Annotated in this window: 9 protein-coding genes; 3 read left to right on the top strand and 6 right to left on the bottom strand. The window is 38.8% G+C overall.

Annotation, left to right across the window (positions count from 1 at the left end; all coding sequences use genetic code 11):
• Positions 1 to 47 precede the first annotated feature (47 nt).
• Complete coding sequence (locus tag ACHZAX_RS15885) at positions 48 to 1,484, top strand: sodium:solute symporter (protein ID WP_320019817.1); 1,437 nt, start codon at positions 48 to 50, stop codon at positions 1,482 to 1,484.
• A 292-nt stretch (positions 1,485 to 1,776) separates the two neighbouring features.
• On the opposite strand, the gene ACHZAX_RS15880 is transcribed toward ACHZAX_RS15885, so the two are convergent.
• From ACHZAX_RS15880 to ACHZAX_RS15855, 6 genes are all read right to left on the bottom strand, one after another.
• Positions 1,777 to 3,384 (bottom strand): TonB-dependent receptor, encoded by a 1,608-nt coding sequence (locus ACHZAX_RS15880; protein ID WP_320019816.1) that lies wholly within the window; start codon positions 3,382 to 3,384, stop codon positions 1,777 to 1,779.
• 79 nt (positions 3,385 to 3,463) lie between these two features.
• A complete protein-coding gene (locus tag ACHZAX_RS15875) occupies positions 3,464 to 4,924 on the bottom strand; it encodes a hypothetical protein (RefSeq protein WP_320019815.1) in 1,461 nt (486 codons plus the stop codon).
• Positions 4,903 to 6,486, bottom strand: a complete 1,584-nt coding sequence (locus ACHZAX_RS15870) for a hypothetical protein (RefSeq protein ID WP_320019814.1) — start codon at positions 6,484 to 6,486, stop codon at positions 4,903 to 4,905. Before ACHZAX_RS15870 ends, ACHZAX_RS15875 begins: the two co-directional genes overlap by 22 nt.
• Before the next feature lie 119 nt (positions 6,487 to 6,605).
• A complete protein-coding gene (locus ACHZAX_RS15865; RefSeq protein ID WP_320019813.1) occupies positions 6,606 to 7,937 on the bottom strand; it encodes an NAD(P)-binding domain-containing protein in 1,332 nt (443 codons plus the stop codon).
• A gap of 118 nt (positions 7,938 to 8,055) precedes the next feature.
• Positions 8,056 to 8,925, bottom strand: coding sequence for a hypothetical protein (locus ACHZAX_RS15860; protein WP_320019812.1), 870 nt, complete (start codon positions 8,923 to 8,925; stop codon positions 8,056 to 8,058).
• Between the two features lie 279 nt (positions 8,926 to 9,204).
• Positions 9,205 to 9,948: a DUF6261 family protein gene (locus ACHZAX_RS15855; protein ID WP_320019811.1), complete on the bottom strand. Its 744-nt coding sequence runs from the start codon at positions 9,946 to 9,948 to the stop codon at positions 9,205 to 9,207.
• A gap of 961 nt (positions 9,949 to 10,909) precedes the next feature.
• On the opposite strand from ACHZAX_RS15855, the gene ACHZAX_RS15850 reads away from it, so the two are divergent.
• Both ACHZAX_RS15850 and ACHZAX_RS15845 read left to right on the top strand, forming a co-directional pair.
• Positions 10,910 to 12,085 carry an ATP-binding protein gene (locus ACHZAX_RS15850; protein ID WP_320019810.1) on the top strand — a complete coding sequence of 392 codons (1,176 nt, stop codon included), beginning with the start codon at positions 10,910 to 10,912 and terminating at the stop codon, positions 12,083 to 12,085.
• 139 nt (positions 12,086 to 12,224) lie between these two features.
• On the top strand, positions 12,225 to 12,989 hold the full coding sequence (locus tag ACHZAX_RS15845) for a DUF805 domain-containing protein (protein ID WP_320019809.1): 765 nt from the start codon (positions 12,225 to 12,227) through the stop codon (positions 12,987 to 12,989).
• The last annotated feature ends 60 nt before the right edge of the window (positions 12,990 to 13,049 follow it).

Raw genomic sequence — 13,049 nt, 5'->3', positions numbered from 1 at the left:
ACCTCTTAGGTTTGTGTATTTTTGATCTGCATTTTAAAATTCAGCCTGTGTCACCAGTTTCTATTCTGCTTGTTGTTGTCGGGTATTTTTCCCTTCTGTTAGTCATATCATATTTTACAGGCCGAAAGGCCGATAACAAAGGATTCTTTGTTGGCAACAAACAATCGCCGTGGTATGTGGTGGCGTTCGGTATGGTGGGAGCATCACTTTCCGGCGTTACATTTATTTCGGTTCCGGGTTGGGTTAAATCCATTGATTTTACCTACATGCAGATGGTGTTTGGTTACATGCTGGGGTATGTAGTTGTGGCAAATATTCTGCTGCCACTGTACTACAAGTTAAATCTCACCTCAATTTATTCCTATTTGGATGGTCGGTTTGGTAAAAATTCCTACAAAACAGGAGCCTCTTTCTTTTTATTATCCAGAACCATTGGCGCTTCCTTTCGTTTGTTTTTAATGGCAAATGTGCTGCAGATTACGGTTTTTGATGCCTGGGATGTACCGTTTTTTGTAACTGTTTCAATAACCATATTGCTGATTTGGCTGTACACCTTCAAGGGCGGAATAAAAACAATTGTCTGGACCGATACACTTCAAACTCTCTTTATGCTTTTGGCAGTTGGTATCAGTATTTACCTGATAATGGATCAACTAAATATGGATATCACTGGTTTAGCCAATACCATCAGCGAAAGCGATTATTCAAAAGTTTTTGAGTTTGGAGACTGGCAAAGCAAGCAGAACTTTTTTAAACAATTTTTTACCGGAGCTTTCATTACCATTGTAATGACTGGTTTGGATCAGGACATGATGCAGAAAAACCTGAGTTGTAAAAATCTGGGCGAAGCCAAAAAGAACATGTATTGGTATGGCTTTGCTTTTATTCCGGCAAACTTGTTATTTCTGATTTTGGGTGCTTTGCTGCTGATTTTTGCCCAACACCAAGGCATTGCAATTCCTGAAAGGGGAGATGATCTGTTCCCTATACTGGCAACGCAGCATTTGGGGCCAGTGGTTAGCTTGTTCTTTTTAATTGGACTGATGGCTGCTGCTTATTCGAGCGCCGATTCGGCATTAACATCACTAACCACATCTTTTACGGTTGATATTTTAGGCGCTGACGAAAATGATGAGGCGCAGACCAAAAAGTTAAGATTTAGATCGCATCTGTTGTTTTCCTTGTTGCTGCTTGTTGTGATATTGATATTTCGTGCCATTAACGACGATTCGGTAATTGCCGCCATTTTTACCATTGCCGGCTACACCTACGGTCCTTTGTTGGGATTATACGCCTTTGGCTTGTTTACCAAACTGAAAGTGAGAGATAATTTAGTACCTGTTGTCGCCATTTTATCACCGATCATTTGTTACATCCTAAAAGATAATTCGATGGATTGGTTTGGAATTGCCATTGGGTTTGAATTGCTGATGATTAACGGTGCGTTAACGTTTTTGGGATTGTGGTTGGTGCGAAGGAAATAATTCAATTATATTGCCCCAGCTAAAGCAGGGGACAAATGATGAAAACTACAATTGTCACCTCATCCTATCCTTCTCCTGAAGGAGAAGAGAAGACAGCTTCGTTTTTTTTTCGAAAGGATTGGTAAAACTCCCTCTCCTTCAGGATAGGGTTGGGGATAGGTTTTAGAACTTTCCGATACCTCATCCTATCCTTCTCCTGAAGGAGAAGAGAAGACAGCTTCGTTTTTTTTCGAAAGGATTTGTAAAACTCCCTCTCCTTCAGGAGAGGGTTGGGGAGAGGTTTTAGACCAAATCAAAACCTTTGAATCAAATTCAAATACAGTCTTGAATAATTTTGCGTCGATTGAAATGTGCTTTCGTAATTGGCTGAGAAAGAGAGTTTTTTATTGATTCGCCACGATATGTTTGCTTCCCCAATGTGCTGAATCAGTTCATTATCGTTGAATTTGTATTGGTAATTAACATAGCTGTAGTTGAGGCCTGCAAAGAGTTTCCCCGGAATAATATCGCGCGTTAGTCTTAGTTTGTAAATCGTTCCATCCAGATAATGAGTCTGCAAAACGGAGGTTGACAGCGTGGCATTGCTGTTAATTCCCGGAACATTGCGGTACGATACAAAGGCATACAGGTTTTTTGAATCTTCCACTTCGCTTTTGCGGGAACGATGGCCGACATTTGCACCCAGCGAAATTCGATTTGTTGGCCGGTAGTTTACCCGAAAGCGAATTCCCTGACGGGTTTCATTTTCCAGTATCTGAAAGGCCAGACTTTTAAAGGTTTCGTAGTACACCACATTCTTACGCCTGTCGAGCGATCCTGAAAGGGATAATTGTTTCGATACCCGATATCGCAAAGAAAGATACATGCTGGTGAGGTCAAAGGTGTTTTTCGAAACTTCCTCTTCCAATTTGTACAGGTCAACTTCGAAAGAGGCAAACAGGAACAGGTTCTTTAAAAGCGAATTGCTGTGCTGATAGTAGGCAAACCGTCTGTCGGTATTCGATTTGTATTTTTGTTCGAAAAACGACACCGTATTTTGCATGCTTCCCACTTTGGTTTTCATGCTGTGTTCCAGATAGCCGCCAAACTGCATCAAGTCAAAATTGAAGGAATAGTTTTCGTAATCGGGCCTCGAGCCTGCAATAGCTCCCAGCGAAAAATTGCCAAATTGCTTTTCTACCTGCACCCCATCAACGGCGCCAATGTTTGAGACTTTCCGATTTATTTTTCGCCCCAGCCAAATGCTTGTGCTCTGGTTGGCATCGTAACAAATGGCCAGATTGTAAATTTTAAGGGCATTAAAAATATCCGATTTTACCTCATCCCACTCGCCCGAATTGTGCGAAAAGCGAATGTAGGTTTCGGCTGAAAATTTCGAATTGTCGATGTTTTTGGCATTCATCGATAAGCTGTAACGCATTCGGTGATTGCTGCCTCCCGATGAACTGGACAGGTTGGAATAGGACGAGGCTGAAATTTTACCGCGAATTTGTTCCTCTCTGTTCAATTCCTGTTTGGTTCTGGGTGCTGGTGTTGTTTTTTCAACAGTCTCAATATTATATTCGGGATCTTCAGTCAGAATAATATCTTTTTCGGGTGTTTTTTCATCTGCCGCAAAGGCAATAATTTTATCGCCTTTGGCAAGCTTGATGCTTCCGATCGCAATTCCAATTACCGATATCGACGATTTATTATTGACCATCAATACGGGAACAAAATCAGAATCCTTTTTAATATACAGCGTATCGCCAATGGAAATTGCTTCGGTATTTAAAAATTTCACATAGATATTTTGTGAGCTTTTGTAGGAGACTTCGCCTTCCAAAAACTTTTCCTGTGCCCGAAGCGGGGTGCTTAGGCAAAGCAAAATAATTACGACAATTGCTGGTAAAATTTTCATTTCTATCTCCGTTTAGCTCTATTAATCATCTTTTGATATCACCTTACAATTAGGTTTGTTCTTTACGTTTTTTCGCGGGTTAATCTTCTCTTCCATCTGGATGACAGGACAAACAAGAGGTGCTGTTGTACACGTAGTTGTTTACATCACTGTGATGTCTGTCGGTATCGGATTGGTTGTGTTCATGACAGGTAATGCACGAGAAAATGGCGTAATTGCTTGTGTTGGTATGACAATCAGTACATGAATTCCACTCATCACGATGTTTTCCGCTGTAAATTGGGAAATACTGTCCGTCGTGGTCGAAAGTGGAAGGTTCCCATGCATTTTCGGTATGGCAATCGGTACATTCTGTTGGGAAATTGGCTGCTTGATGAGCTGGATCTGTGGTTTGATTGTAATCCGCAGAATGACAACCGAAACAAGTGTTCGGAGTATTCACATAGCTTCCCTGATGGCAGGCAAAACAATCCGTGGCAATTTTGGTGTGTGCTCCTTGAATCACGTAAAAATCGTTGTGATTTAAGGCTGCAGGTTCCCAGGCATCCTGCGAATGACAGGTTACGCAATCAGTTGAAAAGCCTGATGTGCTGTGTGCCGGATCAGAAGTTTGATTGTAGTCGGCCTGATGACAGCCAACACAGGAATTTGGTGTGTTGGAATAGGAGCCTTCGTGGCAGGCAAAACAATCTGCTGCAATTCTGTTGTGTGCTCCCTGTATCACATAGTAGTCGTTGTGATTGTCGAAACTGGCTGGTTTCCATCCCGGCTTGGTGTTGTGGCACAATTCACAATTTTGCGGCAGTCCGGCCGAAACATGGTTGGGACTGGTGCTTGAATTGTAATCGGTCTGATGACACGAAATACAATCTGTTGATAAGGATGAGAAATTGTTATTTGTGTGACATTGGAAACAATCGCTAATGGCATGACCTTCTGTTAAAGGGAAAAAATCGTGGTTAAAACCACCCGATGACCATTGGAAAGCACCCATTTCGTGACAATCTTCGCAGTCGGTTGGGTAATTGCTGGTAATATGATTAGGTGCTGTTGTTGCCATATAATCTTTACGGTGACAATCGATGCACTGAACCTGCATGGGTTCAAATTGTGCAAAATTATTGGAGGTATGGCAGTCGAAACAATCGGCAGTGGCATGTGCACCAACAAGCGGGAAGCTGGTTTGCTGATGAATTTCGGTGGTGTTGCTCACCAGCCACGATTGAGAAGTATGACATTGGGCACAATCAGAACCTAGTGTACCGGCGTGCACATCGGTATGGCACTGCATACACTCATTCTTTGTTTCGGAAAATACCAAATCGGTATGGCACGATTTACAATCGACCATTTGGTGTTGTCCTTCGAGCAGGAAGTTTGTTTTTCGATGATCGAAAGCAAATGTTTTAGGGTTAACCTCCCAACCTTCCTGGGTATGACAGGTTTCACAATCCATTTTCATGTTTTTCCCGTGTGGTGATTGAGAATAAGCATTGAGCGAAAATGATAAAATCAAGATTATTGATGACAAGTAGCGCATGAGAAATCTTTAAATTTATATTGTGTATAAAAAGTTTGATTTGTTTCCAGAGATTTATGACAGGCCGAACAATTTATGGTGGCATGCTTTCCTTCCAGTTTAAAGTCAGTTTTATCATGATTAAAATTGGTAATTTTCCAATCCTCATGATGGTGGCAGTTTAGGCAATTTGTTTTGCCTTCTTTTTCGAATTGCTTCTGATGTTCATCCTGATGGCAACTTAAGCACTCTTGATTGAATCCGCTAAATTTTTGTGTGGCTTCGCCCTGATTGTTCTTAGTAAAATGACAGGTGCGGCAATCTTGTTTAGTGTGTGCGCCCTTTAATTTAAAGGCGGTTAAATTGTGATCGAATTCGATTTGGTTCCATGCATTTTCCTGATGACAGGCAGTACAGTTTTGGTTAGGGTAAAATCCATCGCTAATGATATTCTTGTGTATGTTTTCATGGCAATCGACACATGTTTTGCCAATGTTTCGGAACTGCCATTTTTCATTTTGCTGATGACAGGCAAAGCAAGGAGTCGCCAAATGTGCTCCCCGCAAAGGAAACTGACTCTTGTTGTGCTGATCGATGGAATAACCCGAGCCTGCAAATCCGTTAACACTATGGCAATTATTGCAATCCGGTGAAAGTTTCTTTGCTGCAAATTGTCCTTGGTGATAATCCTGATGGCAATTGGAACACCTGTTGTGTGCAATGGGAGTGGTGTATGAGCTTTTGTGGCAGCTTTTGCAATCTACATTTTTGTGTTTTCCGCTTAATTTGAAATTAGTACTGTTGTGGTCGAAATTACTCAGTGCAGTTAGGCTTCTAAATGAGTTTACTGTATGACAATCGGTGCAATTCGGTCCGAATTTGTTGTTGTGCACATCGGTATGGCAGGAAGTACAGGAATTGAATTTGATGCCGGCAAATTGCTGAAACTGCTGGTTGTTTTTTATCTCTGTCTGATGGCATTTTTCGCAGGCCACATTCTCATGTTTACCCAGTAAAGGGAATTGGGTGCTTTTATGATTGAAATTTGAAGCAGGCACAAACTGATTCTGATCATGACAATCATTACAGCTGGACGAAAGTGTTTGCTGATGAACATCGGTATGGCAACTTACACATTTTGGCTCCAATCCCAGATAAGTGTATTCCTTCTCGGCATTCTTTTTTTCGGCGATGAACTTGCTTTGGTGGCATTCTTTGCAATCCAGTTTCTGATGTGCACCCTGTAATTTGTAACCCGTTAAATCATGTTTAAAAGTATTTTTATCGAAGCGGATCATTTCAAATTTTCGTCCATGATGATCGCTGTGACATTCAACGCACTCTTTTCCCTTAATTTCGCCCGAAGCGTGATAGCCTTTGTTTGAAATAATGCGTTTCTTGAGTAATGTATGGCAATCCAAACACTTGCTGTTACTTACCTTTTCGCCAATAACATGACACTGGGTGCAATTCGAAAGACCTTCCAAATTGGCATGGGGCTTTGATAAATCACCCGGCGACAATTGAGCAAGGACAACTTGTGAAACAAGCAAGAGTAATATGATGAGGGAATATCTGTGCATTTGTTTTATTAATGATGAGTTGTCAATTAAGAGTTATGAATTATAAGTTAGGAGTGAAATTCATCATTCATAATTTGTTCGACCTTTCGGTTTTTCAAGACTCTTCCAGACTTTATTTGTCAGTGTTTTAGCATTGCATCGCCAAATTTCCTGGTGATTTGTATGCCTGAGTTTTTCAGGAATTGAGAGGGTAATTCGCCACCGGCAAAAATGTAGACCAGATCGTTGTCAAGGGCAATTTTATCTTCTGAATCAGTAATCGAAAGCGTAAGAGAATTTTCCTGTATCAGATCGATATTGGAATTGTAGACCACGTTTATTTTGTTCTGAGCGATTGCATCTTGAATTCGCTCACTGTTTTTAGGTTTTAGGCGGTTAAAAGAATTATTTCGGTACGATAAGGTCACCTTGTTTTGATCTGCCAAAAGCAGAGCCGATTCAATGGCCGAATCGCCGCCGCCAACCACCAAAATATTCTTGTTGGAGATGTTTTCGGGCTCGAGTAATCGGTAGGCTACCTTTTCCAGCTGTTCACCATTTACATTCAGCTTGCGCGGACTACCACGCCGGCCAATGCTGATTAGTACTGTCTGAGAGGTATATTCTTCTCCATTTTTTGTGCGAATACTAAAAAATTCGTGCTTCTTTTCTATCGATTCAACCTTTGTATTTTCGCTTACGCTGATTTCATTTTTGTTCATTACATCTCCCCACAGTTCGAGCAATTCTGTTTTGCTTGTTTCGAACAACTTCACTTTTCCGTAAAGGGGAAGATCCATAGGGGAGGTCATTACAATTTTCGATCGAGGGAAAGAGAAAACTGTTCCGCCCAGACTATCCTGCTCCAGAGTGATGAACTTTAGATTGTTCTTTTTTGCCATTAAGGATGCGGATATTCCTGCGGGTCCTGCTCCAACAATAAGTACATCGTATTCCGCTTTGCTGTTTTTTTTGATGCAGGATGTCAGATTCTCGATTGCCTGCCTGCCTTGCTCAACGGCATTTCTTATCAGTCCCATACCACCCAATTCGCCGGCAATAAAAATGCCCGGCACATTGGTTTCAAAATTCTGATCGACATGAGGTAATTCTACGCCACGTTTTTCGGTACCAATGCACAAACTAATGGCTTGAGTAGGGCAGGCATGAAAACATGCACCATGCCCAATGCACTGCGATGCGTTAATTACGGTAGCTTTTCCGTTTCGGATTCCTAAAATATCTTTCTCGGGACAAACCGTTATGCAGGCACCGCTCTTTATGCAGGAATGCTGATCGACTACCGGATGGAGTGATACCGGTTCGTACAATCCGTTGGCTTTGGCTTGCGTAATTTTTTGCTCAACAATGCGCGATTCTCTTTTTTGCTTTCGGATGTAAATGAACACAACCAACAAACAAAGCAAGAAAACCGAACCGTAAATTATTATCTCTTCCAGCAACAAATCCATTTTATATAGAATGTTTTTTAATTAGTTTCTCTTATCCATCTTATGAAGAAAGATATTGGAGTTTTATTTGAGTATATCAATCTCATTTCTCACAGCTGGAATCTCATATCTATTAATATCAGAATATCCATTTGTATCCAAAAATGATGGTAACTGCTACATGAATGAGTAAAATAACCAACATCACCAGTGCAAAAGGCAGATGGGCAACATGCCAGTATTTAAAAAGCTTTTGCATGTAGTTAAGCCGATCAATCTTACGGTTCAAAGCAATTTCATGAATCACCAAATGCTTAATTTTTTTTCGTTCGGCGCGGGAGAGTTTGTTTCGTTTCAGTTCAGAATCTATTTTTTTATAGGTCTTTCTATCTTTTGCCATTTTTCTTAGTAATCGGAACAGAAGCAAACCTGAATTGTTATCAGAATTTCCGGCTACCGATGCCACAATAATTTGATGGCTTTCTTCATTCAGATTGTACTCTTTCTTCAGCAGTGCACCAACGTCAGTTTTTGTATCTCTTACTTCTAATAAACTCAATTCCCGGCCTTCTATTGTCCTGGGAATTTGAATATAGATGAATCGCCCAATAATACCGCTAATAACAACTGCCACCATACTCCAAAACGAAATGGAGACAATTCCTCCAAATTTGAAGGCTGTATGAAAGAGAATCAAAACAGGTCCGAGCGAGCACAGGAAAATATGAAATTCAAGCCAGTATTTTAGAATTCCAATTCTCGAAAAGCGCGCAATTCGTTTTCGAACCATATACATAAACACACCTATAATAATCAGCAGCGAACCAATAATTCCCAAACCATGCCCAACAATACCACTTGGTTTCAATATTTGATGATCGGGATGATAGAAACGCTCCTCAACATTCAGATGATAGTAGGTGAATCCATAGTAGCAAAGAACTGCAATTGCAATTAAAACAATCAGTACAAATAAGACTAAGGATAGAACATGTATAAATCTCGACATAGGTATGGTTTTAGATGAATTTACGTAATTCGGATTAAAATATTGTTGGGCATCAGTAATTTAGATAGCGTCTATTTCTAAATAAGATTGTAAGGTCAAGAAGTGAAAGGGGATATAAATGAGGTAGGGCAAGAAGACAGCTTCGTTTTTTTTTCGAAAGGATTTGTAAAACTCCCTCTCCTTCAGGAAGGGGCTGGGGAGAGGTATTCTCGAATAGCCATAAAAAAAGGAACAGATCAAATCCGTTCCTTCTTTCCTTTTAGTCCAAATAATAGTTCGTTATTCTGTAATGTTCAGCTCAGGTTCTTCTGCAGTATTTCGGGTTTTGCGTGCGCGGGCTTTGGTATTAATACTTTCGATATGCTGGGCAATTACACCATTAATTGCGGCATACTTTTCGGGTAGAGCAACTGCTACGCTATCCAGATAAGCAGTCAGCTGATCGTTAATAATTTTACGGATCACATTTTTTTGAGTAGATGCAGGAGTCACCTTTTCTAAATCGGCAACAGATTGTTGGAATTCTACAAAAGTACTTCTGAAATCTTCCGAAGCAGCCGTAAAAGCGTCAAATCGGCGTGGAACACCAGCCAGCATCTCTAAAGACGGACGAACATCAGGATGATTGATATTCTCGATTAATGATTTTGTTAAGGCCATCTGACTTTCGTAGCTCTGGCGGTGCAGATTCAGATTGTTCGAATCGAAAATACTCCAAATACGCTGTGCCTTTTCGGCGATGTCTTTTTCGGGCGCATAGGTATTTGCCCAAATAAACTGCTTGGTACAGATAAAGAGTTGGTCTGCAATCTCATCTTTTTCATGAAGGATTTTTGGCTGCGGACCACTCTTCGAGAAACGAATCGATTTTGTAAAAATCACATTTTCGGTGCCCAGATTTGCAAGAATGGAGCTTAAAGCCATATCTGCACTCCAATCGCCTTTCGAAAAAGCAATTAAAAGATTGGTTGCAAGCGTACTTATTTCGGACGTGTTGCAGTAATGAAAAATTTTTTGGTTCATAATATTCAAGTTTTAATTCGGTTTTGGACTAAACGAAGGTCTAATTTAGAAAAATATTGCTAAACAATAAGCGTAACTGTTAATTAATTTATGCTAAGTGTCAATTTTGAAAGTTGGCAACTTTGACAGCTTGTTTATTTTACATGAATCTCTATCTTGTAAAATTTTTGTTGTTTTTTAATGTAAAACAAAGATGTCTGCAGATGTTCTGCTCTCAACATCCCCTTCGATGAGGCTGTTTGTATTATTTCTGTTTCGGGAGGACTGTTTGCTGCCCGTTAATTCATCTTTGCAAGGCAAAAAATCACTTCCGCAAACCCGTATAGACGCTTTTAACAGTAAAAAGAGAGTTCGGCAAGGCTGTTCACCCTTCTTTTGTCTTGAAAAAGTGATTTCATACGCGAAAAACAGCAGTTTGCCCCTTACATTTGCCTTTGCAGATGAGGTTTTTACCCATTCGGCCTCTTAAATCTGCTTTACAGATGCGGAAAATGGTTTTTTGCCCCTGAAATTTAACACTACAAACTCGTTGAAGGCCGATTTTGCCTTCAATTTACAGTCAACAGCCTTGTTGAACGCCTTTTCTGCAGCTGAGTTTTGCAGGGCGGATGTGTTTGTTGTTAAAAGAGGGCTGTTATTTTGAATTCGGATGAGTTGGTGAGAATTTAAGCTTTATAAATAGAGTGGGATTGTGAATTATTGGATTTGGTTTGTAAAGAGGTTTATGGTGAAGCTAGTTTGTAGGTATGTTTTTGTGTTTTGATTATTAAGGAGTGGGTAAGGTGAATATAATTTGGTAGATTTAGAGCGCAAACAATTGATTAGGTTGATTTATTCACACAAAGTAGGGGTGATAAACCACCCAGATACAAATAAAATAAACCAATTGGATTGAGGTAGCCTAAAATTGGGTCTCATGACAAAATTTTAAGATTTTGGGTTTAAATATAAATTATAAACCATGACACTAAAAGAATTAGCAATAAAATCGGAAGAGGTAATTAAAGATTTCAAAGATTATGGCAATGCACCTAAGGAGAATAATCTATTTGATTACAAAATGATGCTAGTTGTAAAGGCTGGTGACTCTGAATTAGAAACTTTTATGAAGAATTTTGCAAAAGACATTATATCATTTGCAAATGGACATGGAGGAATTATCCTATTAGGATTTAGAGAGGATAAAGTTACTGGAGAAATTGAAGACTGTGGTTTAAAAACAATTGATCAAGATTTGTTGAAAAAACTTGATTTAAATTTGGTTTCGCAAAAGTTTAAAAAGATATTACAGACAGGACTTTCGATAGATCTACAGCCTTTCCAGATTACTACCAGAAAATTTTATTCGCTTCATATCCAAAAGTCGATTGACACACTAATTCCAATTAAAGATTTCATTGATTACAAAATTAATAAAGGAGATATATATTATCGAGATTCTGCTAAAAATGAACATGCAAATAGTTCTTCGTCAGAATTTAATCGTTTTTTGCAATTAAAGGCTAATGAGAAGAGCAAGGAGTTTATGGAAATATGGTCTAACCTTTTACCTGAGATGGTGGATATTAATCCAAGAGAAGTATTGATCGTGAATCCCCAGCAGAATAAAATATACGGTTTTAATGGTAAGGATAAAACACTATCGGGTAGTAATGTGGAAATTGATAAATCACAAGATGGTGTTTTTAATATTATTCTGAATGCAATAAGTGCTGGTGAAATTGGTAAAATCAGTGACACGGAAGGAAAACCTATATATAAAATTGTTGGTGAAATTACACGTGGTGGTGATCACATGACCATAAGTAGTTTAGAAAAAGTTGTTAAAGCCAAAACGAAATATAAATTTACAAACGCTCAATTGAAACAAGTTATTCATGACTTGGGATGGGTTAATGAACCAAACTTTAAGGTTGAGAAACCACCCAAAGGAACCATTATTAAAGGATATGATAGATTTTTATGGGAAGAAATTCTTGATCAACATACCATGCGCAGTAAAATAGTTTTCACGCAAGATGCAAAAGATGAGATTATTGCCGTACTTGATTCCATTGAAAGACATCCCGAATTATTTGGGAAAGAATTAAGTTTAAAAGAATACTGCACCCAAAGTTTTGGAGAGGAAATTTCATGAAAATACCACTACTCATAAAATTATCCCTGCTCCCTCAGATTTGTAATCTGAAGTTTTAGAGTTTGAAATTTCTTATTAGATAAAGTCTGGCTAGGCTTTCTATTTAAAAACCTTAAGTAATAATCAATTAAAAAAAGGCATGAGCATATTCAATACTAATGACAGATTAAGAAGAACCGATTATATCTTTCAAAAGCTAATTTCCTTTACAATTTTAATGAATACGGTACTTGTATTAAAGTTTATGGAAGATTCTACCGACAATGAAATTATTGGAGGAGTTCATGCTGTAACAATACTTGTTGCGTTTTTCGGCTTTATTATTTATGATGCACTTACAACAGTAAAACGCCTACATGATGTTGATAAAAAAGGTTCTTGGTACTTTGCCAGACTTATTCCAATCTACAATATCATTTTCGAGTTGAGTTTAATATTTGAAAAGGGCACAAGGGGAATGAACACATTTGGATTCGATCCGCGAGAAATAGAAAAGGATGTATTCAAGAAACGCATAGTTACAAATAGTATTTTTTTAATTCTTTTAATAAGTTCAATAGTGTATTTCATGGATGTTAAAAAGCAACAGGATATTGAGGTAAGATTGGAACGAATTGAAAATCCTCAAGTGAATGATTCCTTTATTTACACCTATGAAGATACCACCGGATATAATTACAACATTTTTAAAGTAGATAGAATTGTTGCGGATAGCTTGTATTTTGTAACAATAGCAAGCTATGCTTATATGACGGATTCTGATGCAAGTTTTGCTCTTAGCGAAAATGGAATATCAAGTAGTGATTTTTGGGGAGAAGAAGCGGTGTTGTCTAAAAAAGAACTTACTGATATTAATATATCTAGGGTAATTAGACCCAAAAATAGTAATGATAATTTAGAGTAAACTGAACCCAAGCTCTCTCAGATTTGTGATCTGAGATTTCGGAGATTGAAATTTATAATT

The sequence above is a fragment of the Labilibaculum manganireducens genome (genome assembly GCF_963665805.2).
In the GTDB taxonomy this organism is placed as follows: domain Bacteria; phylum Bacteroidota; class Bacteroidia; order Bacteroidales; family Marinifilaceae; genus Labilibaculum; species Labilibaculum manganireducens.
Note: the sequence above shows the minus strand (reverse complement) of the source record. Positions and strands in the feature narration are given on the sequence as shown.

Coding starts and splice junctions, on each gene's coding strand:
- ACHZAX_RS15850 (WP_320019810.1), top strand. CDS start 10,910: ATGACACTAAAAGAATTAGCAATAAAATCGGAAGAGGTAATTAAAGAT.
- ACHZAX_RS15845 (WP_320019809.1), top strand. CDS start 12,225: ATGAGCATATTCAATACTAATGACAGATTAAGAAGAACCGATTATATC.
- ACHZAX_RS15860 (WP_320019812.1), bottom strand. CDS start 8,925: ATGTCGAGATTTATACATGTTCTATCCTTAGTCTTATTTGTACTGATT.
- ACHZAX_RS15880 (WP_320019816.1), bottom strand. CDS start 3,384: ATGAAAATTTTACCAGCAATTGTCGTAATTATTTTGCTTTGCCTAAGC.
- ACHZAX_RS15855 (WP_320019811.1), bottom strand. CDS start 9,948: ATGAACCAAAAAATTTTTCATTACTGCAACACGTCCGAAATAAGTACG.
- ACHZAX_RS15870 (WP_320019814.1), bottom strand. CDS start 6,486: ATGCACAGATATTCCCTCATCATATTACTCTTGCTTGTTTCACAAGTT.
- ACHZAX_RS15875 (WP_320019815.1), bottom strand. CDS start 4,924: ATGCGCTACTTGTCATCAATAATCTTGATTTTATCATTTTCGCTCAAT.
- ACHZAX_RS15865 (WP_320019813.1), bottom strand. CDS start 7,937: ATGGATTTGTTGCTGGAAGAGATAATAATTTACGGTTCGGTTTTCTTG.